Below are 19,949 nucleotides of genomic sequence, written 5' to 3' on the forward strand. Positions count from 1 at the left end.
TTTTCCAAGTGAGCGGAAAAGACGGCCGAACAGTCCTGAAAACAAAAAACCGGCCACGAGGACCGGTTTTTTGCAAATAAGATGTCGGAAAAGCTTATGCGCTTTCCTTCGGCGTCAGAACCTGACGGCCGCGATACATACCGGTCTTCAGATCGATATGGTGCGGACGGCGCAGTTCGCCAGAGTTCTTGTCTTCAACATAGGTTGCAGACTTGAGACCATCAGCCGAGCGGCGCATGCCACGCTTGGACGGGCTTGTTTTTCTTTTAGGTACAGCCATTTTTGTTACTCCACTTTAGCGGCGAAACAACGGAACCGGCCAGAACCAAAGGCCGAATGTCGGGTGTCTCGATATCGGAAATTTGGCGCGCTTATACATGCCCAAACGGGCTTTGACCAGCCCTGATGCGCATTTTTTCCGATTCAGCGGAAGCAGCGCAGCGATCTGCCTTCAGGCATCGCAAATCATGCCCAACGACCTATCAAAAATAACGCGCCTCTTGAAGTCGTCCATATGTCGAATTCACAAAAAGACCGCGTCCCCGATCAATGCGCCTCATCCCAATTGTCGGCCGCGCGGGCATCCACTTTTAGCGGCACCTTCATGGAAATGGCTGGCATGGCCGCATTCTCCATGACAGAGACCACGACAGGCAGGGTCTTTTCGATTTCCGCTTCCTCGACTTCGAAGATGAGTTCGTCATGCACCTGCAAAAGCATGCGGGCGGAGAGCTTTTCCGCCTCCAGCGCCGGCTCGATGCGGATCATGGCGCGGCGGATGATATCGGCGGCCGAGCCCTGGATCGGCGCATTGATGGCCGCACGTTCGTTGAAAGCTTTCACGGACGGGTTGGACGAGCGGATTTCCGGATAATGGGCACGACGGCCGAAAATCGTCTCAACATAACCGTTTTCGCGGGCGAAGGCCTTGGTTGCTTCCATGTAGTCGCGAATACCGGGAAAACGCTCGAAATATTTCTTGATGTAATCCCCCGCCTCCGAGCGCGCGATGCTGAGCTGGTTGGCGAGACCGAAAGCGGAAATGCCGTAGATGATGCCGAAGTTGATGGCCTTGGCGCGGCGGCGGACTTCCGACGGCATGCCTTCGACAGGCACGCCGAACATTTCCGACGCGGTCATCGCATGAATGTCGATGCCGTTTTCGAAGGCGTTTCTAAGCTGCGGGATATCGGCGACATGGGCAAGCACGCGCAACTCGATCTGGCTGTAATCAGCCGACAGAAGCTTGTGTCCTGGCGTGGTGATGAAGGCCGTGCGGATCTTGCGTCCCTCGGCCGTGCGGACCGGGATGTTCTGAAGGTTCGGTTCCGAGGACGAGAGGCGCCCCGTGGTGGTGGAGGCAAGCGCGTAGGAAGTGTGCACCCGTTTCGTCTCGGGATGGATGTAACCGGGCAGCGCATCGGTATAGGTGGATTTCAGCTTGGTCAGTTGCCGCCAGTCGACAATCTTGCGCGGCAGTTCGGCACCTTCCGCCGCCAGATCCTCCAGAACCTGCGCCGATGTTGACCATTGGCCGGTCTTGGTTTTCGAGCCGCCGGGCAGACCCATCCTGCCGAAAAGAATGTCGCCGAGTTGCTTTGGCGAGCCGATGTTGAAACGCTCGCCCGCCAGCTCGTAAATTTCCTCTTCGAAGCTCGCAGCCTTCTGGGCAAGTTCGCCGGAAAGGCGCGACAGTATCTGCCGGTCCACGGTGATACCGCGCTCCTCCATATGCGCCAGTACGGGCACAAGGGGGCGCTCCAGCCGCTCATAAACCTTGGTCAGCCGTTCCGAGACAAGCCGGGGCTTAAGCGCCATCCACAGCCGCAAGGTGACATCAGCATCCTCAGCCGCATAAGCGGTTGCCTTGTCGATATCGACAAAATCGAAGGTGACGCTCGACTTGCCCGATCCCGTCACGTCCTTATAGGCAATGGCCGTGTGGCCGAGCCAGCGTTCGGACAGGGAATCCATGCCATGTGTGGCCTTGCCGGCCTCAAGCACATAGGAAATCAGCATCGTGTCGTCGAAGCTCTGCATGACGACGCCGTGGCGTTTCATCAGCAGATAATCATATTTGAGGTTTTGCGCGACCTTGAGGACAGCCTCGTCCTCAAGCAGATCCTTCAGACGCGCCAGAGCTTCGGCAAAGGGCGCCTGCCCTTCGGCGAGCTTGATGCCGTCGCTGAAGAGATCGCCGCCGGAGCCGGTCTTGTGGGTCAAGGGAACGTAGGCGGCGCGGATATCCGTGCCCGAAGCATCCTTGCCATTATCGGCAATGGCCAGTGAAAAACCGACGAGTTCGGCCTGCATCGGGTCGAGCGAGGTCGTTTCCGTATCAAAGGCGACGACACCCGTTTCCCGGGCGGCGGCAATCCAGCGATCCAGCGTCGCGAGATCCCTGATCGTCGTGTAGGCGGCGGTATCGATCGTGGCGGCGGCAAAAAGCGCCTGTCGCGCCGTGGCGAGATCGGCGGGCGCGCTGCCTTCGCCAACCAGCTTTTTTGCGGAAGCGGCGGCCGAAGCCGTCGTATCCTTTGCCTCAGTGGGCACGACACCAGCCCCGGCGGCGGCCGGCGCATCGAGATCGGGGCCATGGGCATCGGCACCCCATTGCACCGGCACAATGGCAGCGTCGACGGCTGAGGCATCCGTTTCTGTCGCTTCGGCAACACGCCGGGTCAGCGTCGTGAATTCCATCGCCTTCAGGAAGGCGATGAGCTTCGGGCCGTTCTGCGGTTCCAGCACCAGTTCTTCAAGGGTCTGCTGCAGCGGCACATCGGTTCTGAGCGCCACGAGCTGCCGGGAAATACGGGCAAGATCGGCATTGGCGATGATGTTTTCCCGGCGTTTCTGCTGCTTGATTTCCCCTGCCCGCGCCAGAAGCGTATCGAGATCGCCATATTCCTCCAGCAATTGCGCTGCCGTCTTCGGCCCAATCCCGGGAATGCCCGGAACATTGTCGGTGGAATCGCCGGTCATCGCCTGCAGGTCGATCATCTTTTCCGGGCCGACGCCCCATTTTTCGATGACGTCAGGGACGCCGATCTGCTTGTCCTTCATGGCATCGTACATATGCACGTTGGCCGTGACGAGCTGCATCAGATCCTTGTCGGACGAGATGATGGTGACATCGGCACCGATCGCCTCAGCCTGCCGGGCATAGGTGGCGATGATATCATCAGCCTCGAAACCTTCAGTCTCTATGCAGGGAAGGTTGAAGGCACGCGTCGCTTCGCGGATCAGGCCGAATTGCGGCACCAGATCTTCAGGCGGCGCCGAGCGATTGGCCTTGTAGAGATCGTAAAGCTCGTTGCGGAAGGTTTTCGACGAATAGTCGAAAATTACCGCGAAATGGGTCGGCGTCACGCCGACATCGGTATTGCGGGCATCCTTCAGGAGCTTCCACAACATGTTGCAGAAGCCGGAAACGGCGTTGACCGGCAGCCCGTCCGACTTGCGGTTCAGCGGCGGGATGGCATGGAAGGCCCGGAAAATGAAACCGGAACCGTCAACGAGGAAGAGATGATCGCCTTTTTTCATGGGTAGCATGGATAGCGCGGGGCTGTTTTGACGTCCACCGAAACTTCGCACAAACCACCGTAAAGCGCGGGCAATGCGGCCGATTGCGCGGCCCGTAAAATTCACCGGAACGTTACCGATTTGTAATCCGCTCTTCCCTTGAAAAGCCGCATTTGGAGACACATTTCTTAGGGGACGGCGCCTGATCACGCCGTAGTCTGATAGCTGGCTCGTCCCCCGCCGCGTCAGACCGGACAAAGGCCTTTCCCCCTCTCCGGGCCTTTGTCCTCCAATATGACCGCCATGGCCGACCCCTCCCGGCCGTGGCGGTTTTATTTTGCGCCCTGCTTAGGCTGGCCTAAACATATCATGCGATATATATCACGCTATTAAAGTTGCCCGCTTTCCGCTGGCGACGACGTAGTATGGACGGAAGAATGGGGTTTTCCCGGGACGAATCGGCAATCTATCTCGCTGCGAAGATGGCGCGGGAATTTACCATGGCGCTGCAGAAAAGAGCGGCGGCGCTCGGTTTTTCTCCGGGCCAATTTCCCATCCTCATCGAGCTCTGGCATGAAGAAGGTCTGACGCAGCGGCAATTGCTGGATCGAATCGATGTTGAACAGGCAACGCTCGCCAACACGCTTTCGCGCATGGAACGTGACGGGCTTATTGTCCGCAAATCGCATCCGAGCGACCGCCGCGCCCAGATCATCGAACTGACCCAGCGCGGCAGAGATCTTGAGGCGAATGCCATTGCCGCTTCCGAGGCCACCGAAGACACATTGCTTGCGGACTTCCGCCGTTTCGAGCGGCAGCTTTTGCTGGAATACATGCGCCGGGCGATCGAAAGCGCAAAAAAAGCAAAATAACGTTTGCGGCCCAAAACCGCTTCGCAGTTTTCGTGAACTGCTCTATCGTTCCGGCGGCTGTGCGCTTGCCGATTCACGACAAGCCTGCCCCTTGTTTCCCGCGATATGCGATGCCCGGATATTCGTCTTTTCGCCGGGTTACGACAGACATGACAGGATCAGCGATGACAGACGTTTCCCCTATTCTTTCCAACGCCGACGACAATCTGACCTCCAGCCTCGAGCGGCTGTTCGAACTCGTGCGCATTCCGTCGATTTCCACGGACCCGGCCTATAAGGCAGAATGCCGCAAAGCGGCGGAGTGGCTGGTGAGGACGCTTTCCGCGCTCGGTTTTACGGCTTCCGTCCGGGATACGGCCGGCCACCCCATGGTCGTTGCGCATCACGATGCAGCCACCGAGGATGCACCGCATGTGCTTTTTTACGGCCACTACGACGTTCAGCCGGTCGATCCGCTCGATCTCTGGGAAAATGATCCGTTCGAGCCTGCTATCAAGGACATCGGCGCCGGCCGGAAGGTGATTACCGGACGTGGCACGGCTGACGACAAGGGCCAGCTGATGACCTTCGTGGAAGCCTGCCGGGCCTATAAGACGGTCAATGGCGGCCTGCCGGTGCGCGTTACCATTCTTTTTGAAGGCGAGGAGGAATCCGGCTCGCCTTCACTGAAGGCCTTCCTCGACGCCAATGCGCAGGAGCTGAAAGCCGATTATGCGCTGGTCTGCGATACCGGCATGTGGGACCGGGATACGCCCGCCATCGCCGCTGCCCTTCGCGGCCTGGTTGGCGAAGAGATCGTCATCACGGCGGCTGATCGCGACCTGCATTCCGGCCTTTTTGGCGGCGCCGCTGCAAACCCGATCCACATCCTCACCGATATCCTCGCCGGGCTGCATGACGAGACGGGTCGCGTGACGCTTGCCGGTTTTTATGACGGTGTCGAAGAAACGCCTGCCAACATCAAGGCCTCCTGGGAAACGCTTGGCCGCACGGCGGAAGCCTTCCTCGGTGAAGTCGGCCTTTCGGTCCCCTCGGGCGAAAAGGGCCGTTCCGTGCTGGAGCAGACCTGGGCGCGGCCAACGGCCGAAGTCAACGGCATCATCGGCGGTTATACCGGCGATGGCTTCAAGACAGTGATCGCCGCGAAAGCCTCCGCCAAGGTGTCGTTCCGCCTCGTCGGCGAGCAGGACCCCGCAGCCATTCGCGACAGCTTCCGGGCCTATGTGCGATCCAGAATTCCGGCCGATTGCTCCGTGGAGTTTCACGAACATGGCGCATCACCGGCCATCCAGCTGTCATACGATTCGCCCGTACTCACCAAAGCCAAGAATGCGCTTTCGGAAGAGTGGCCCAAACCCGCCGTTGTGATCGGCATGGGCGGCTCGATTCCGATCGTCGGTGATTTTCAGAAGATGCTGGGCATGGATTCGTTGCTTGTCGGCTTCGGCCTGACGGACGACCGCATTCACTCGCCGAATGAAAAATATGAGCTGCAGTCCTTCCACAAGGGCATCCGCTCCTGGGTCCGCATTCTGGACGCGCTCGCGGCGAAATAACAAAAAAAGAGGAAGCACCGGTGACCCGACGCTTCCTCCCTTTGCGTTTGCTCATTGCAAAAACAAAAAGGCCGGGCAAGCCCGACCTTTCCATCCGTTTTCCGTCAATGCCAGTACATCCGTGGTCAAAGCGTTCAACGGTGATGTTCCAGAGCGCGTCCACGTCCATGGCCGCTGCATTTCACCATCAGGATCGGCTGCTTCGGTTAATCTTTGGTTAACACGATAACAGCGGCACTTTCAAAATGCCCGCCTGACAGCTCTCATCCGAAACATTGTTGAACCCTATATTGGTATGCACTCGCGCCTTTTCAAGGCCTGTCTGTTCGCCGCGTCTTTCAAAAGAAAAAGGCCGGAAAAATCCGGCCTTTCCATTCATGCGAGTGACCCTTTCGAGCCAAAACGCTTATCAGGCAGCAACGAGGTTGCCTGCGGACATCTTGCCCGAGCGGCGGTCCTGCATCAGCTCGTAGGAGAGCTTCTGGCCGTCGTTGAGAGCGGTGAGGCCCGCACGCTCAACAGCAGAGATGTGAACGAACACGTCCTGCGAACCGTCGTCAGGCTGAATGAAGCCGTAGCCCTTGGTTGCGTTGAACCACTTTACTGTACCAGTCGCCATAACGATTTCCTTCCGTTGGCAATTGTATTTGCACTGCAAGCAGTGCGGACTTGGGTCGAATTTGAAGGAAAAGATCGTCGTGAGCGTCTGGAAAGACGCCGAAGCTCTGGTCGTCAAACAAATATCGATGGCGAAGTACCTAGGTTGGAAGGGGCTCAAAGTCAAGTTTCTTTGACAAGAGCAGTCGCCGAGAGGAGACGGGCGAGGCGACGACCAAATCGCCAAAACGCAAAAACCCGGCGCGGGAGGAGGTGCGCCGGGTTCTTGAAACTGACTGACAATTGGGAGGAGGAGTATTGTCAGTCCAATCGGGCGACGCTGGGAGGAGGAGTGCGTCGCTTCGATGATTTGAAGATACAGCATGCCAGCTTAAAAAACAGACGTTTCATCGCAGCGCAGCATTGCAAAAAATGCATGGCTGTATCAGGGCCACTTGAAGCGCGTCTGCGTAACGCCTAATAAATACGCATGTCCATCGAATCCGTCAGAGCATTTTTCACCGAGAAGTCGCCCGAAGTGACCGTGATTGAAACGGAAGCAAGTTCGGCAACGGTCGCTTTGGCCGCTGAAGCGCATGGTGTCGATCCCGACCAGATCGCCAAAACCATCTGCCTGAGGGCTGGCGATACGATTCTTCTCGTCGTTGCGGCCGGCACCAGACGCCTCGACAACCGAAAATTCCGCGATCAGTTTGGCGTAAAGCCGCGTATGCTCGGACCGGAAGAGGTGGTTGCGGTGACCAGCCATCCCATTGGCGGCGTATGTCCTTTCGGTCTTCCTTCGGTCCTGCCGGTGTTTTGCGACATATCGCTGAAAAACCATCAAGAGGTGGTTCCGGCAGCCGGCGCCACCAATGCGGCAGTGAAGATTTCGCCTGATGTCATGGCTGAATTGACGGGGGCGGACTGGGTCGACGTCTGTCAATGACGCGGATTTGATCCGGTCAGGACTTAACGCCGCCTTAAATCGCTGCATTTACACTCTTCATCCTGGATTAAGGATCGCGCAGGCATAGAAACCTGAACCCAACGGGGTGTGCGCGGTTTCGCGAATAGGAGCGATTTCGGCTGGATGGCAGGCAAGGGTAAATCACGCGAACGGGTAGAACCTTCTTTCGGGGATTTCCACGATTCCGGTGATGACCTGCGCCTTGACGCCAGCGAACGCATCGGCGGCACTGCAAAACAACAGGCCAAAAAATCCAAACCGGCATCCGGCCGTACCAAATCCCGAAAGAAAGAAAAGCGGAGCCGCAATACGGGCCGCGGCCTGACGGGCTTCATCCGCTCACTTTTTTACTGGTGCATCGTGCTCGGCATCTGGGGCGGTATCGGCGTTGCCGGACTTGTCCTTTATTATGGCGCGCGCATGCCGAGCGCCAGCAGCTGGTCGATTCCCGAACGGCCACCGAATGTGAAGATCGTTTCGGTCAATGGCAGCGTGCTTGCCAATCGAGGCACCACCGGTGGCGAAGCGCTCGCGCTGGAAGACATGTCGCCCTATATTCCGCAGGCTGTCATGGCGATCGAGGATCGTCGGTTCTATTCACATTTCGGGGTCGATCCGCTTGGTCTTGGACGCGCCATCGTAACGAACCTGCTGACCGGACGGGCGGTGCAGGGCGGCTCGACGCTGACGCAGCAGCTGGCGAAAAACCTGTTCCTCTCGCCGGACCGGACGCTGGAACGCAAGGTGCAGGAAGTGCTACTGTCCTTCTGGCTGGAGCACAAATACACCAAAGACCAGATCCTCGCGATGTATCTCAATCGCGTCTATTTCGGCTCCAATGCCTATGGCGTCGAGGCGGCTTCCAGGCGTTACTTCAACAAATCCGCGCGCGACGTCAATCTGGGCGAAGCGGCGATGCTGGCCGGGCTTCTGAAAGCCCCCTCACGCCTTTCACCGGCGCGTGATCCGAAGGCGGCGGAAGAGCGGGCCCAGGTGGTGCTGCAATCCATGCGCGATGTCGGCTTCATCACCGATGACGAAATCAAGACCGCCATGTCGCAGCCGCCGACCAAGGCGAAACGGTTCTGGTCCGGGGCTGAACATTACGCTGCCGATATGGTGCTTGAGGAAGTCCGTGGCCTGGTTGGTGAGGTCAAGCAGGACATCGTGGTCGATACGACCATCGACCCCAATCTCGAGCGCGACGCCGAGAAGGCGCTGACCCACGTGCTCCAGGGTGACGGCAAAAAGCAGGGCGCTTCGCAGGCGGCGCTGGTTTCCATCGATGGTACGGGTGCGATCCGCGCCGTCGTCGGTGGAGCGGATTATGCGGAAAGCCAGTTCAACCGCGCCGTGAAGGCAAAACGGCAACCCGGCTCGGCCTTCAAGCCCTTCGTCTACGTCGCCGCCCTCGAATCGGGGCTTACCCCCTATACGATCCGCAATGACGCACCGGTGCGCATCGGCAACTGGACACCGGAAAATTACGAGAAGAAGTATCGCGGCGAAGTCACGCTCGCCACTGCGCTTGCCAATTCGCTGAACACCATCGCCGCGCAGCTGGTGATGGAGGTTGGCCCGGAACGGGTGACGCAGGTCGCCCATCGCATGGGCATCGAATCGGAGTTGCAGAACAACGCCTCGATTGCGCTCGGCACCTCGGAAGTATCGCTGATGGAGCTGACCGCCTCCTATGCTCCCTTCATGAATGGCGGCTACAAGGCGACACCACATATCGTCAAACGCATCACCGATGCCGACGGCAAAGTGCTTTACGAAAACAAATACGACAATCCGCCCCGCGTGCTGAGCGAAGAGATCGCCGCGACCATGAACGGCATGTTGTCCCGCGTCATCACCGAAGGCACCGGCAAGGCCGCGCGGCTGCAAGGCTGGCAGGCGGCGGGGAAATCCGGCACGACCCAGTCCTTCCGCGATGCACTTTTTGTCGGCTACACAAGCAACCTCACCACGGGCGTCTGGTTCGGCAATGACGATGGCACTTCGATGAAAAAGGTCACCGGTGGCGGACTGCCGGCACGGGCATGGAAGGACTTCATGACCGCCGCCCATTCCGGGCTGTCGCCTTCGCCACTTTTCGGCCTCGGCGCAGGTGGTGTACCGCCGCTCGGGGACATGCAGCAGCCGGCACCGGAAGCTGCGCCCTCATCCATCGGCGAGATCATTTCCAACGCGTTGGGTGGCGGAACGACCGACACCCGGTCCTATCCCACTGCACCGGCTTCACCCAACCAGCCGGGCATGGCCATGCCGCCCGCAAATATTCCTTCCCGCGACATCGAACCCGGCTATCAGGCTGGTAACGGACCTGTGCCGCCCGCCGATATAGGCGGTCAGGCCCCAGCACAATCGGGGCCGAAGCAGACGACGCTGTTTGACATTCTGATGGGAAATTGAGCGGCGTCAGATAATGAGCCGGCAGGTCTCATGACGAATGACGGGATGGCCGCGGCTCGCTCGCCTTCCCGCAAAATCCTGCATTTCCGAAGAGTTTGGCCTTCGCATCCGCAGCCATGAGCGGAGACGGCGCAGCGGCGCAACATATGCGTGCGCGCCAATTAACCCTAGATTGCCATTTGCGCGAATACGGCTACATTTTCGGGTGACTTTTTTGGGTAAATGAATTATTAATCGTTCATATAAATTAATTTTCTTGTTTCATAATAACTTTTCAGGGCTCCATATTATGCTGGGTACTAAAGGCTCATCGCATGCCGTTTTTTACGGCGCTCCCTATCCTGCCGCCCCGTTTGAAACGGCGGAATTGCAATCTCCCGCCTCCGATAAGAAACCATCGTCATTGTTGCGCAGCCAGTTTGCGCTCAAAAGAACCATCGACATCGCAGGGGCGTCCATTGCCCTTGTTGCACTTGCCCCAGTTCTGGCCACCGTCGCATTGCTGGTAAAGCTCGACAGCAAGGGTCCCGTCCTGTTCTCGCAGGTGCGCTGGGGCATGAATGGAAGAAAAATCCGCGTCTATAAATTTCGCTCGATGCGGACGGAACTCGGTGACGTCACCGGGGTGGCGCAAACGGTGAAGAATGATCCGCGGATAACCCGTATCGGCGCCATTCTGCGCCGCACGAATATCGACGAACTACCGCAGCTGATCAATGTCCTGAAGGGCGATATGTCTCTGGTGGGGCCACGCTGCCACGCCATCGGCATGCTGGCGGCTGGCCGTCTTTATGAGGAGCTGGTTCCCCATTATCACATGCGGCATCGGATGCGACCCGGCATTACCGGCCTTGCCCAGATGCGGGGACTACGCGGCCCAACGGATCGCAGCGACAAGGCGCGTGCCCGGATCGTCTCCGATCTTTATTACGTCGACAATTTTTCGGTCTGGCTGGATATTAAGATCATGGTCGGAACGGTGATTTCCGAATTGCGCGGCGGCAAGGGCTTCTGATTCTTCAGGCGCCATTGCCGCCTCTGCAACCCGCACAAAATAAAAGCCCGGCAGCGATGCCGGGCTTTTATCATGAAACCATCATGATCATCAGTTCATCGGTGCGGGAGCCGCATTCGGATCCGGAAGCGGCGCCGGGTTTGCCGAAAGTGTCCGCAGATAGGCGATGAGATCGGCCCTCTCCGTCTCTTTCTTCACACCCGCAAAGCCCATGGCCGTGCCGGGAACGTGCTTCTTGGGAGCTTCGAGGAAGTAGTTGAGATGATCGTAATCCCAATGCACGGTAGCGCCCTTGGAGAAATCCTTCATCCCAGCGGAATAGCTGAAACCTTCGTGGCTGGCGATCGGCCGGTTGACGACATCGAAGAGATTGGGGCCGACCTTGTTTGCACCGCCACTCTCTCCGGTATGACAGCTCGTACACTTCTTGAAGACTGTCTCGCCCTTGGCAGCATCGGCGCTCGCCAGCAATTTTGCGATTGGCGTCGCGGCTGCAGCGGCTTCTCCGCCACCTGCCTCGCCACCGCTTTCTGCGGCAGCAATGGCAAAGCCTTCCTTCTCGGGCGCAGGCGCATGGAAAATGCCCTCAGACGCAATCGACACCGACATCAGGACGAAAACCGTGCCCAGCAACGCCCCAACGCCCATATTAACATAAGAATTCATCTATATGCGCTCCCTCGCATCCGCTCCATATAACCGGGCATCTTGAAATTGCTCGAAAGCTATGGCTTTTGCACAGCCTGCGCAACTTGAATAATGTTCCCCACTCCGTGACGTTTTGACACTTTTCGGGCGGGATTTGAAGGGTGTCGGATGAAGAATCGGGAATTCGAGAAAGCTGTCGTGCTCATACCGGCGCGAATGGCATCCACGCGCCTGCCCGGCAAGCCGCTCGCCGACATCGGCGGCAAGCCGATGATCGTGCAAGTGGCGCTGCGTGCGCGTGAAGCAGGGGCAGAACGAATCGTCGTTGCGGTCGATGACGAACAGGTATTTTCCGCCGTTCAGAATGCCGGTTTTGATGTGATGATGACGCGCGACGACCACCAATCGGGATCGGACCGCATTTTCGAAGCGCTGCAAAAGGCCGATCCCTATGGCAAGGCGGAATATGTCATCAATGTCCAGGGCGACCTTCCAACCATAGAGGCAGAAACCATTCGCGCTTCGCTGCGCCCGCTTGAAAATGCCGCCGTCGATATTGCCACGCTGACCGTGGAAATCACCGCCGAAGAAGAAAAAACCAACCCGAACGTGGTGAAGGTGGTGGGCAGCCCGCTTTCCGACACCCGTCTGCGCGCGCTCTATTTCACGCGCACCACCGCCCCTTACGGCGATGGCCCGCTCTATCACCACATTGGACTTTATACCTATCGCCGCGCAGCGCTCGAGACATTCGTGAGCCTTCCGCCCTCTCCGCTGGAAAAGCGCGAACGGCTGGAACAGCTGCGTGCGCTGGAAGCGGGCATGCGCATCGATGCGGAAATCGTCCGCTCGGTGCCGCTCGGCGTCGATACGCCGCACGATCTGGAAAAAGCCCGCAAAATTCTCGCAAGCAGAACCCTCTGACGGATAGTCCCATGACCTTGAGCACAAATCGTATTGCCTTCCAGGGCGAATTCGGCGCGAATTCCGACATGGCCTGCCGAGACATGTTTCCGGATATGGAGCCCCTGCCATGCCCGACATTCGAGGATGCATTCAACGCTATCGAGAGCGGCGAAGCCGACCTCGGCATGATCCCGATTGAAAACACGCTGGCCGGCCGCGTCGCGGATATTCATCACCTGCTGCCCGAATCACGCCTGCACATCATCGGCGAATATTTCATGCCGATCCGTTTCCAGCTGATGGTCGTACCGGGCGTAACGAAGGACGAGATTCGTACCGTGCATAGCCACATTCATGCGCTTGGTCAGTGCCGCAAGATCATCCGTTCGAACGGCTGGAAGCCGGTGATCGCCGGCGATACGGCGGGCTCCGCACGGCTGGTTTCAGAAAAGGGTGACCGCAGCATGGCGGCTCTCGCGCCGCGTCTTGCGGCCAGTCTCTACGGTCTCGAGATTCTGGCTGAAAATGTCGAGGATTCGGAAAACAACGTCACGCGATTCGTGGTACTGTCCCGCGATGAAAACTGGGCGAAGCGCCAGTCGAGCGACGAAATCGTCGTCACGACTTTTGTTTTCAATGTTCGCAACATTCCGGCCGCGCTCTACAAGGCCATGGGCGGTTTTGCCACCAACGGCATCAACATGACAAAGCTCGAAAGCTACCAGCTCGGCGGCAAATTCGTGGCGACGCAGTTTTATGCCGATATTGAAGGCCACCCCGACGACGAGCCGGTGCGGCATGCGCTGGACGAATTGCGCTTTTTCTCGGAAAAAGTCCGCATTCTCGGTGTCTATAAGGGCCATGCGATGCGCGGCAAGCTCAACCAGAGCTGAGCCTGCCGCAGGGCTTCATTTTGGCCATTCCACCCAGTCGCGCATCAGGCGATGCGCGATGGCGCCGCCGGGCGGGGCGGAAAAACCTTCCCCTGTTGCCGTCTCCAGCATTGTTGCGACTTCCGCCCGCGTGAACCAGCGGCAATCCTCCAGTTCGATCTCGTCACGCGCAATCTCAAAAGAGAGCGCCTCGGCATAACAGCCAATCATCAGCGTATGCGGCATCGGCCAGGGCTGGGAGGCGTGATATCGTACGCGGCCGATTTCGACGCCGGATTCCTCATGCGTTTCCCGGCGGACAGCCTGCTCGATCGTCTCACCCGGCTCCACGAAACCGGCAAGGCAGGAATACATTCCCGGCGCAAAATGTGCGCCGCGACCCAGCAGGCAAAGATCGCGCTCGATGTCGATCGTCATCATGATGACGACGGGATCGGTGCGTGGAAAAATAGTGTGGTTGCAGGCGGCGCAGATGCGCTTGTAGCCGCCGATCCGCAACTCCATGGTGCCGCCGCATCGTCCACAAAAGCGATTGTCGGCGTTCCAGTGCGTGAGGCTGACGGCCTGGGCGACCTCGCTCAGCAATTCCTCGTCGAGCAGATGATCGCGATAAAGCGTGCGGGCATCGGCAAGCTTGTAATGGCTCGCCAGCTGGTCTTCGGCCACGGCAACCGGCACCGCGATCCTCGGCTCGCCGGTTTCGCGATATCCGAGCAGCACGGCATTGTCGAAATCCGGCTGCAACTCGGCCAGTTCATAGGCGGAAAACAGGGGATCGATGACCTGCTCATCATGTTTCAGGACAAGCCGGTTGCCCGAGAAGGCAAAAATATGAGTGCCATCGATTTTGAGCGCATCGGCCACGCACTCTTCCGTCCGCTTTTCAGCGAAACGGTCGAGAGCGTTTTTGGAGAAGGCCGTCAGCAGACTTGCTTCGGGATGGGGGGCAGTGGTTTCAAAAATTTTCATGGAAATCATCAGAGCGCGCCGGAGATCTTTTTCATCAAATTTTCCTTCTCACCCGCCGCGTAAGGCACCGCCGTTCCGTGACCCCAGATAGGACCAGGCCAGCAGGTGTCGCCTTCATTGCGGGCGATAATGTGGACATGCAGCTGCCGGACGATATTGCCCAAAGCACCGACATTAATCTTGGTGGCTCCGGTGATTTCCTTCAAGGCGGATGCGACAAGATTGGTCTCGAATGTCAGCACGGCCTGATCGAGCGGAGTGAGATCGAACAATTCGCTGACGCCGTCCCGCTGCGGCACCAGCACCAGCCAGGGCCAGCGACTGTCGTTTTGCAAGCGCAGCTCGCAAAGACCCAAACGTGTCACAAGCACGCTGTCGCGCGCCAGTCTTTCGTCCAGCTGGAATGTCTCCAAGGCGTCCTCCATGTTTGTTTTCATTGTGATAGCAGTTTTTTGAAGGCTTGGCTTGCATTTGCTGTCGATATTGCCGATATGTGGCCCCGGGAGGTTGGTGGTGGACGAGCCACTCGCCAACCGGGTCAGGTCCGGAAGGAAGCAGCCCTAACGAGCCCGGCACGGGTCGCCGTGCCAGCCTCCCACCTTTTTCAAATGCCGCTCAGCTTTCGCCGGGCCAGTTCAGCCCCGAAACAAACTGGCAAAACAAACTGGCGAGGCGATGAGCGATACCGTACCAAACACATCGAGCGAATCCCAGGTCGGGACCGGCTACCGGGTACTGGCGCGCAAATATCGCCCCAAGGATTTTTCCGATCTGATGGTCGGCCAGGAGCCGATGGTCCGCACGCTGACCAATGCGTTTGAGACCGGGCGCATCGCGCAGGCCTATATGCTGACCGGCGTTCGCGGCGTGGGCAAGACCACCACGGCCCGCATTCTCGCCCGCGCACTGAACTACAAGACCGACACCATCGACAAGCCGACCATCGACCTGCGCATTCCCGGCGAACATTGCCAGGCGATCATGGAAGGTCGGCATGTCGATGTGATCGAGATGGATGCCGCCTCCCATACCGGCATCGACGATATTCGCGAAATCATCGAGCAGGTGCGCTATCGCCCGGTCTCGGCGCGTTACAAGGTCTATATCATCGATGAAGTGCACATGCTGTCGACGCAGGCTTTCAACGGTCTCCTGAAGACCCTGGAAGAGCCGCCGGAGCACGTGAAGTTCATCTTCGCAACGACCGAAATACGCAAGGTTCCGATCACGGTTTTGTCACGCTGTCAGCGGTTCGATTTGCGCCGGATCAGCGCCGCCGATCTCGTCGGACTGTTCACCGCCATTGCCGGCAAGGAAGGTTTCGAAGCCGACCCCCAAGCGCTTTCAATGATCGCCCGCGCGGCCGAAGGTTCCGCCCGCGACGGTCTTTCCCTGCTCGACCAGGCGATTGCCCATGGCGGCGGTCGTGTGGAGGCCGAAGCGGTGCGCGGCATGCTCGGCCTTGCCGACCGTGCGCGCATCGTCGATCTCTTCCAGCACGTCATCAAAGGCGATGTGGCAGCAGCGCTCTCGGAATTCAACGGCCAATATGAGGCCGGCGCGAACCCGGTTGTCGTTCTGAACGACCTCGCCGATTTCACCCACCTCGTGACCCGCATGAAATATGTGCCTGACGCAATGGAAGACCCTTCGCTTTCCGAAGTGGAGCGCGTGCGGGGCGCGGAGTTTGCCGAAACCATTGCTGTGACGGCGCTGTCGCGCATCTGGCAAATGCTGCTGAAGGGCATTCCGGAAACCGAAAACGCCTCACGCCCGGCGGGTGCCGCCGAAATGGTGCTGATCCGGCTTTCACATGCCGCCAATCTGCCGGCACCGGAAGATGCGGCGCGGCGCCTGCTGGAGCTTTCCAATGGCGAGGGCGGTTACGCCAACGGCGGGCCTTCAGGCGGCGGCAATGGTGGTGGCGCGCGCGCCTATTCGTCGGCGCAGACCGTGGCAGCCGGAAGACCTGCAGAATTTGCCGCCCCGAGGCAGGCCGGTCCGCAGCCCTCCGCAATGCTGCGCGCCGTTCCGGATAGCCGGCCGCAGGAGATGCACGTCGCTCCCCCGAAAACCGAAGAGCGGCCGGAGCCGAAGGTTCCCGTCAATTCGGTGCAGGATATTGCCGATCTCTGCCAGAAAAATCGCGATCCCGTCATGCGGGCAAAGGTCCGCAACTTCGTGCGGCTGGTGCGGCTGGAGCCCGGCCGGCTTGATATGCGCCTTGGCGACGGCGCGCCCGGTTCGCTACCCGGTGAACTTGGTGTCAGGCTAAAGGAATGGACCGGTCTTCACTGGATCGTCAGCCTCAGCAAGGAACAGGGTGAGCCGACCTTGGTCGAGGCGGAAGGCAATGCCCGTGATGCACGCCTGGTCGATGCGCGTCAGGACCCTGATGTAGCCGCGATTCTGGCGCAGTTTCCCGGTGCAAAGATTACCGACGTGCGTATCCGCGCCGCCATACAAGATGAGGTGGAGAACATTGCACCGCCATCGGTTGCCGAATCGAGCGAAGGCGACATCCTTCCCGGCGACGACATCGAATTTTAAACAAGAAGAACAGGAGATTGGCACATGCGCGACATCATGGGCATGATGGGCAAGGTCAAGGAAATGCAGTCCAAGATGGAGAAGGTGCAGCAGGAAATTGCCGCCCTCGAAATCGAAGGCCGGTCCGGTGGCGGTCTGGTGACCGTCATTCTTACCGGCAAGGGTGAAATGCGCGGCCTGAAAATCGATCCTTCGCTGCTTAAGGAAGACGAGATCGAAATCCTCGAAGACCTGATCGTTGCCGCCCATAAGGACGCCAAGGAAAAGGGTGAAGCGCAAGCCCAGGAAAAGATGGCCGACCTGACCGCCGGTCTGCCGCTACCGCCCGGCATGAAGCTGCCTTTCTGATAGACGCCACCGATCCGTCATTCCGGCCTTGAGCCGGGATGACGGGCATCACAACTTAACGAAGATACGTTCAATCTCAGGCTTCCAGCATCGCGCGAAACCGGCTTGCGAGCGGCGTTTCAAGATAGGCCGCGCGTTCGGCTTGGTTGAGCTGCATTGGACGGAAGCGCTGGAGAATAGTCGGTATCGGCAGTTTCGTTCCCCGATACGGTTCGAACGTCACCTCCTCGCCGGCCGCAAGCATTCCGCCTTTCAGCACCCGACAATAGAAGCCCGGCTGGCCCGCCTGCCGGAAGCGCGGTGCAAAATCGGGATCGCCGACGCGAGCCGACAGCGTCGCGCAGGGAATACGGGCGGCGGTCACCTCCAGCATGACGTCATTGGCCGTGAACCGGTCGCCGACATGCAGTTTTGCGCTGTTGACGCCCTCCAGAACGAGGTTCTCGCCGAAGAAACCGGGTTCGACTGCAAAGCCCAGTGTATCGGACCAAAAGTCGAGGTCGCCTGAGCCCATCACGTAGATTGCCTGATCCGGCCCGCCATGGTGTTTGCGATTGCAGACGGCATCGCTGACGATACCTTCCGCGTCTACCATGACCGGGCCATTCACAGCGTGTTTGAAGATGCCCGTCTTCGTCGTCTTTCCCGGGAGGCTTTTTGCCTCGCCGCGACATACCGCGCTAATTTTCATGGATTGCCCTTTGAGCTTCCTGATTCCCGTTTCCCGATTTATGCAGTAGAAAGCGCTCATGGCAAAACGAGTCACTGGCCCCGAAATCGAAAAACTGATCCAGCTTCTGGCAAAAGTGCCAGGGCTTGGCCCCCGCTCGGCGCGAAGGGCGGCGTTGCATCTCATCAAGAAGAAGGAACAGCTTCTCGGGCCTCTGGGCCATGCCATGGGCGAAGCCTATGACAAGGTGAAGATCTGCTCCTGCTGCGGCAATGTCGACACGATCGATCCCTGCACCGTCTGCGCCGACGACCGGCGCGACCAGTCGGTCATCATCGTGGTGGAAGACGTGTCGGATCTGTGGGCGCTGGAGCGGGCGGGTGCGATGAACACCGCCTATCACGTTCTGGGTGGTACGCTGTCGCCGCTCGACGGCGTCGGACCGGAGGACCTGAACATCAAGGGCCTGATCGACCGTGTGAGCGCCGGCGGCATTCGCGAGCTCATCATCGCCGTCAATGCGACGGTGGAAGGTCAGGCAACCGCCCATTACATCACCGACCGCCTCTCCGGGCTCGACATCAAGATCACCCGGCTTGCGCATGGCGTGCCGGTAGGCGGTGAGCTGGATTATCTCGACGAGGGCACCTTGACGGCGGCGCTTCGGGCCCGCACGACAATCTGAAGTCCCCCTCCCTCCCCGTCATTCAAAGAGGAGACCGAATGCGAAACCGTTTTGCCCCAAAGGCACTGGCTGCCCTTCTTTCCGTTTTTTCAGCAACGACGGCGTTGGCGCAATCGGCACCGACAGGAGCAGCGGCAGCCCGATATGATGCCGAATTTAATGCCTGGCTGAAAAAGGAAATCTGGCCGGAAGCCCGAAAGGCCGGCATTTCGCAAAAGACGCTTGATGCCACACTCAGCGGCCTCTCGATCAGCTGGAACCTGCCCGATCTCGTCATTCCCGGCCAGAAGCCGCCGAAGGAACAGAGCCAGAGTCAGGCGGAATTTTCCTCGCCCGGCGCCTATTTCTCCGAAAAGCGGCTGCAGGGGCTGGCCGGCACCGGCCGTTCGCTTGCAGCCACCCATGCGGCGACGCTGCGCAGGATAGAGGCGAAATACGGCGTTCCCGGCGATATCGTCGTTGCGATCTGGGGCCGCGAATCCGGCTTCGGCCGGGCAAAATTGCCGCATTCCGTGGTCGATGTTCTGGCCACGAAAGCCTATATGTCGACCCGCAAGGAGATGTTCCGCGCCGAACTGATCGATGCGCTGAAGATCGTCGAAAGCGGCGATATCGCAGCCTCGCGCATGATGGGCTCCTGGGCGGGTGCGCTCGGCCAGCCGCAATTCATGCCGTCGAGCTATCTGAAATATGCCGTGGACTTCGATGGCGACGGTCATCGCGATATCTGGAACTCCGTGCCCGATGCGTTGGCATCCATAGCAAACTATCTTTCGCAGCGCGGCTGGCAACGTAATCGTGACTGGGGTTTCGAAGTATCGATCCCCGCCAATGTCTCCTGCGCGCAGGAAGGGCCTGATCTCGCGCGGCCTGTGGCGGACTGGGCGAAAATGGGCATCACCCGCATTTCCGGAAAAGCCTTCCCGGCCAATGACCTCTCTGCCGATGGCATGATGCTGGTCCCGGCTGGCCGGCATGGACCGGAATTTGTGGTGACGCCTAATTTTTACGTCATCAAGGAATATAATAATTCCGATCTCTATGCGCTGTTCATCGGCAATCTCGCTGACCGCATCACCCACGGCGCGGGGCCGTTCAAGGGGGAATGGGGCAATGTCGGCTCGATGCTGCGCTCCGATGTTCTCACCATGCAGAAGGCGCTTGTGGCCAAGGGTTACGATGTCGGCAAGGCAGATGGGCTGGCCGGTTTCAAGACGCGTCGCTCACTCGGCGACTGGCAGGCTAAAAACGGCTTGGCCCCAACGTGTTTTCCAGACGCAAGCCTGAAGGCTAAGCTGAAATAGCACGTTACGGGCGACGTCGGAAAACC

At 58.9% G+C, this 19,949-nt stretch carries 18 protein-coding genes and 1 other RNA gene; 12 read left to right on the forward strand and 7 right to left on the reverse strand.

Annotation, left to right across the window (positions count from 1 at the left end; all coding sequences use genetic code 11):
• Positions 1 to 94: 94 nt before the first annotated feature.
• Together rpmF and polA are read right to left on the reverse strand one after the other, a co-directional pair.
• Entirely contained in the window at positions 95 to 280 is a 186-nt protein-coding gene (gene rpmF, locus ACFVTJ_RS16550) for a 50S ribosomal protein L32 (protein WP_003507205.1), read from the reverse strand.
• Between the two features lie 266 nt (positions 281 to 546).
• On the reverse strand, positions 547 to 3,543 hold the full coding sequence (gene polA, locus ACFVTJ_RS16555; RefSeq protein WP_386909145.1) for a DNA polymerase I: 2,997 nt from the start codon (positions 3,541 to 3,543) through the stop codon (positions 547 to 549).
• A 416-nt stretch (positions 3,544 to 3,959) separates the two neighbouring features.
• Here polA and ACFVTJ_RS16560 point away from each other — a divergent pair, with 416 nt between their 5' ends.
• Positions 3,960 to 4,394: a MarR family winged helix-turn-helix transcriptional regulator gene (locus ACFVTJ_RS16560; protein WP_162688010.1), complete on the forward strand. Its 435-nt coding sequence runs from the start codon at positions 3,960 to 3,962 to the stop codon at positions 4,392 to 4,394.
• Between the two features lie 164 nt (positions 4,395 to 4,558).
• On the forward strand, positions 4,559 to 5,950 hold the full coding sequence (locus ACFVTJ_RS16565) for a dipeptidase (RefSeq protein WP_386909147.1): 1,392 nt from the start codon (positions 4,559 to 4,561) through the stop codon (positions 5,948 to 5,950).
• A 409-nt stretch (positions 5,951 to 6,359) separates the two neighbouring features.
• Here ACFVTJ_RS16565 and ACFVTJ_RS16570 read toward each other — a convergent pair whose 3' ends face one another.
• The gene (locus ACFVTJ_RS16570) at positions 6,360 to 6,569 is read right to left on the reverse strand and encodes a cold-shock protein (RefSeq protein ID WP_003492998.1); all 210 of its coding nucleotides are present in this window, start codon (positions 6,567 to 6,569) and stop codon (positions 6,360 to 6,362) included.
• A gap of 468 nt (positions 6,570 to 7,037) precedes the next feature.
• On the opposite strand from ACFVTJ_RS16570, the gene ACFVTJ_RS16575 reads away from it, so the two are divergent.
• The 3 genes from ACFVTJ_RS16575 (at position 7,038) to ACFVTJ_RS16585 (ending at position 10,950) form a co-directional block, all read left to right on the forward strand.
• A complete protein-coding gene (locus ACFVTJ_RS16575; protein WP_386909150.1) occupies positions 7,038 to 7,496 on the forward strand; it encodes a YbaK/EbsC family protein in 459 nt (152 codons plus the stop codon).
• A gap of 144 nt (positions 7,497 to 7,640) precedes the next feature.
• Positions 7,641 to 9,935, forward strand: a complete 2,295-nt coding sequence (locus ACFVTJ_RS16580; RefSeq protein WP_386909152.1) for a transglycosylase domain-containing protein — start codon at positions 7,641 to 7,643, stop codon at positions 9,933 to 9,935.
• A gap of 289 nt (positions 9,936 to 10,224) precedes the next feature.
• The gene (locus ACFVTJ_RS16585; protein ID WP_386909153.1) at positions 10,225 to 10,950 is read left to right on the forward strand and encodes a sugar transferase; all 726 of its coding nucleotides are present in this window, start codon (positions 10,225 to 10,227) and stop codon (positions 10,948 to 10,950) included.
• 90 nt (positions 10,951 to 11,040) lie between these two features.
• Here the strand turns inward: ACFVTJ_RS16585 and ACFVTJ_RS16590 are convergent, their stop codons facing one another.
• Entirely contained in the window at positions 11,041 to 11,616 is a 576-nt protein-coding gene (locus ACFVTJ_RS16590; RefSeq protein ID WP_386909155.1) for a c-type cytochrome, read from the reverse strand.
• 150 nt (positions 11,617 to 11,766) lie between these two features.
• Here ACFVTJ_RS16590 and ACFVTJ_RS16595 point away from each other — a divergent pair, with 150 nt between their 5' ends.
• Together ACFVTJ_RS16595 and ACFVTJ_RS16600 are read left to right on the forward strand one after the other, a co-directional pair.
• Positions 11,767 to 12,522: a 3-deoxy-manno-octulosonate cytidylyltransferase gene (locus tag ACFVTJ_RS16595; RefSeq protein ID WP_386909157.1), complete on the forward strand. Its 756-nt coding sequence runs from the start codon at positions 11,767 to 11,769 to the stop codon at positions 12,520 to 12,522.
• An 11-nt stretch (positions 12,523 to 12,533) separates the two neighbouring features.
• Positions 12,534 to 13,397, forward strand: a complete 864-nt coding sequence (locus tag ACFVTJ_RS16600; RefSeq protein ID WP_386909159.1) for a prephenate dehydratase — start codon at positions 12,534 to 12,536, stop codon at positions 13,395 to 13,397.
• A gap of 15 nt (positions 13,398 to 13,412) precedes the next feature.
• Here the strand turns inward: ACFVTJ_RS16600 and nudC are convergent, their stop codons facing one another.
• Both nudC and ACFVTJ_RS16610 read right to left on the reverse strand, forming a co-directional pair.
• A complete protein-coding gene (gene nudC / locus ACFVTJ_RS16605; protein ID WP_386909161.1) occupies positions 13,413 to 14,375 on the reverse strand; it encodes an NAD(+) diphosphatase in 963 nt (320 codons plus the stop codon).
• The gene (locus ACFVTJ_RS16610; protein WP_386909163.1) at positions 14,375 to 14,803 is read right to left on the reverse strand and encodes an HIT domain-containing protein; all 429 of its coding nucleotides are present in this window, start codon (positions 14,801 to 14,803) and stop codon (positions 14,375 to 14,377) included. The genes nudC and ACFVTJ_RS16610 overlap by 1 nt, the downstream gene beginning before the upstream one ends.
• Positions 14,804 to 14,868: 65 nt before the next feature.
• Here ACFVTJ_RS16610 and ffs point away from each other — a divergent pair.
• The 3 genes from ffs (at position 14,869) to ACFVTJ_RS16625 (ending at position 17,264) form a co-directional block, all read left to right on the forward strand.
• Positions 14,869 to 14,965, forward strand: an RNA gene (gene ffs / locus ACFVTJ_RS16615) — signal recognition particle sRNA small type.
• A 76-nt stretch (positions 14,966 to 15,041) separates the two neighbouring features.
• A complete protein-coding gene (locus tag ACFVTJ_RS16620) occupies positions 15,042 to 16,916 on the forward strand; it encodes a DNA polymerase III subunit gamma/tau (protein WP_386909165.1) in 1,875 nt (624 codons plus the stop codon).
• Positions 16,917 to 16,940: 24 nt separating this feature from the next.
• Complete coding sequence (locus ACFVTJ_RS16625; RefSeq protein ID WP_386909167.1) at positions 16,941 to 17,264, forward strand: YbaB/EbfC family nucleoid-associated protein; 324 nt, start codon at positions 16,941 to 16,943, stop codon at positions 17,262 to 17,264.
• A 76-nt stretch (positions 17,265 to 17,340) separates the two neighbouring features.
• On the opposite strand, the gene ACFVTJ_RS16630 is transcribed toward ACFVTJ_RS16625, so the two are convergent.
• Positions 17,341 to 17,955 (reverse strand): MOSC domain-containing protein, encoded by a 615-nt coding sequence (locus ACFVTJ_RS16630; RefSeq protein ID WP_386909169.1) that lies wholly within the window; start codon positions 17,953 to 17,955, stop codon positions 17,341 to 17,343.
• 58 nt (positions 17,956 to 18,013) lie between these two features.
• On the opposite strand from ACFVTJ_RS16630, the gene recR reads away from it, so the two are divergent.
• On the forward strand, positions 18,014 to 18,619 hold the full coding sequence (recR, locus tag ACFVTJ_RS16635) for a recombination mediator RecR (protein WP_386909171.1): 606 nt from the start codon (positions 18,014 to 18,016) through the stop codon (positions 18,617 to 18,619).
• A gap of 38 nt (positions 18,620 to 18,657) precedes the next feature.
• Complete coding sequence (locus ACFVTJ_RS16640; RefSeq protein WP_386909173.1) at positions 18,658 to 19,923, forward strand: lytic murein transglycosylase; 1,266 nt, start codon at positions 18,658 to 18,660, stop codon at positions 19,921 to 19,923.
• Positions 19,924 to 19,949: the final 26 nt, after the last annotated feature.

The organism is Agrobacterium sp. NPDC058088, from assembly GCF_042885035.1.
GTDB lineage: Bacteria > Pseudomonadota > Alphaproteobacteria > Rhizobiales > Rhizobiaceae > Agrobacterium.

Bases quoted from the DNA above. Each gene is read 5' to 3' on its own strand.
- ACFVTJ_RS16570 (WP_003492998.1), bottom strand. From the start codon at position 6,569: ATGGCGACTGGTACAGTAAAGTGGTTCAACGCAACCAAGGGCTACGGC.
- ACFVTJ_RS16620 (WP_386909165.1), top strand. From the start codon at position 15,042: ATGAGCGATACCGTACCAAACACATCGAGCGAATCCCAGGTCGGGACC.
- ACFVTJ_RS16600 (WP_386909159.1), top strand. From the start codon at position 12,534: ATGACCTTGAGCACAAATCGTATTGCCTTCCAGGGCGAATTCGGCGCG.
- ACFVTJ_RS16560 (WP_162688010.1), top strand. From the start codon at position 3,960: ATGGGGTTTTCCCGGGACGAATCGGCAATCTATCTCGCTGCGAAGATG.
- polA (WP_386909145.1), bottom strand. From the start codon at position 3,543: ATGAAAAAAGGCGATCATCTCTTCCTCGTTGACGGTTCCGGTTTCATT.
- ACFVTJ_RS16585 (WP_386909153.1), top strand. From the start codon at position 10,225: ATGCTGGGTACTAAAGGCTCATCGCATGCCGTTTTTTACGGCGCTCCC.
- ACFVTJ_RS16580 (WP_386909152.1), top strand. From the start codon at position 7,641: ATGGCAGGCAAGGGTAAATCACGCGAACGGGTAGAACCTTCTTTCGGG.
- nudC (WP_386909161.1), bottom strand. From the start codon at position 14,375: ATGATTTCCATGAAAATTTTTGAAACCACTGCCCCCCATCCCGAAGCA.
- ACFVTJ_RS16625 (WP_386909167.1), top strand. From the start codon at position 16,941: ATGCGCGACATCATGGGCATGATGGGCAAGGTCAAGGAAATGCAGTCC.
- ACFVTJ_RS16575 (WP_386909150.1), top strand. From the start codon at position 7,038: ATGTCCATCGAATCCGTCAGAGCATTTTTCACCGAGAAGTCGCCCGAA.
- ACFVTJ_RS16565 (WP_386909147.1), top strand. From the start codon at position 4,559: ATGACAGACGTTTCCCCTATTCTTTCCAACGCCGACGACAATCTGACC.
- rpmF (WP_003507205.1), bottom strand. From the start codon at position 280: ATGGCTGTACCTAAAAGAAAAACAAGCCCGTCCAAGCGTGGCATGCGC.
- ACFVTJ_RS16590 (WP_386909155.1), bottom strand. From the start codon at position 11,616: ATGAATTCTTATGTTAATATGGGCGTTGGGGCGTTGCTGGGCACGGTT.
- ACFVTJ_RS16640 (WP_386909173.1), top strand. From the start codon at position 18,658: ATGCGAAACCGTTTTGCCCCAAAGGCACTGGCTGCCCTTCTTTCCGTT.
- ACFVTJ_RS16595 (WP_386909157.1), top strand. From the start codon at position 11,767: ATGAAGAATCGGGAATTCGAGAAAGCTGTCGTGCTCATACCGGCGCGA.
- ACFVTJ_RS16610 (WP_386909163.1), bottom strand. From the start codon at position 14,803: ATGAAAACAAACATGGAGGACGCCTTGGAGACATTCCAGCTGGACGAA.
- recR (WP_386909171.1), top strand. From the start codon at position 18,014: ATGGCAAAACGAGTCACTGGCCCCGAAATCGAAAAACTGATCCAGCTT.
- ACFVTJ_RS16630 (WP_386909169.1), bottom strand. From the start codon at position 17,955: ATGAAAATTAGCGCGGTATGTCGCGGCGAGGCAAAAAGCCTCCCGGGA.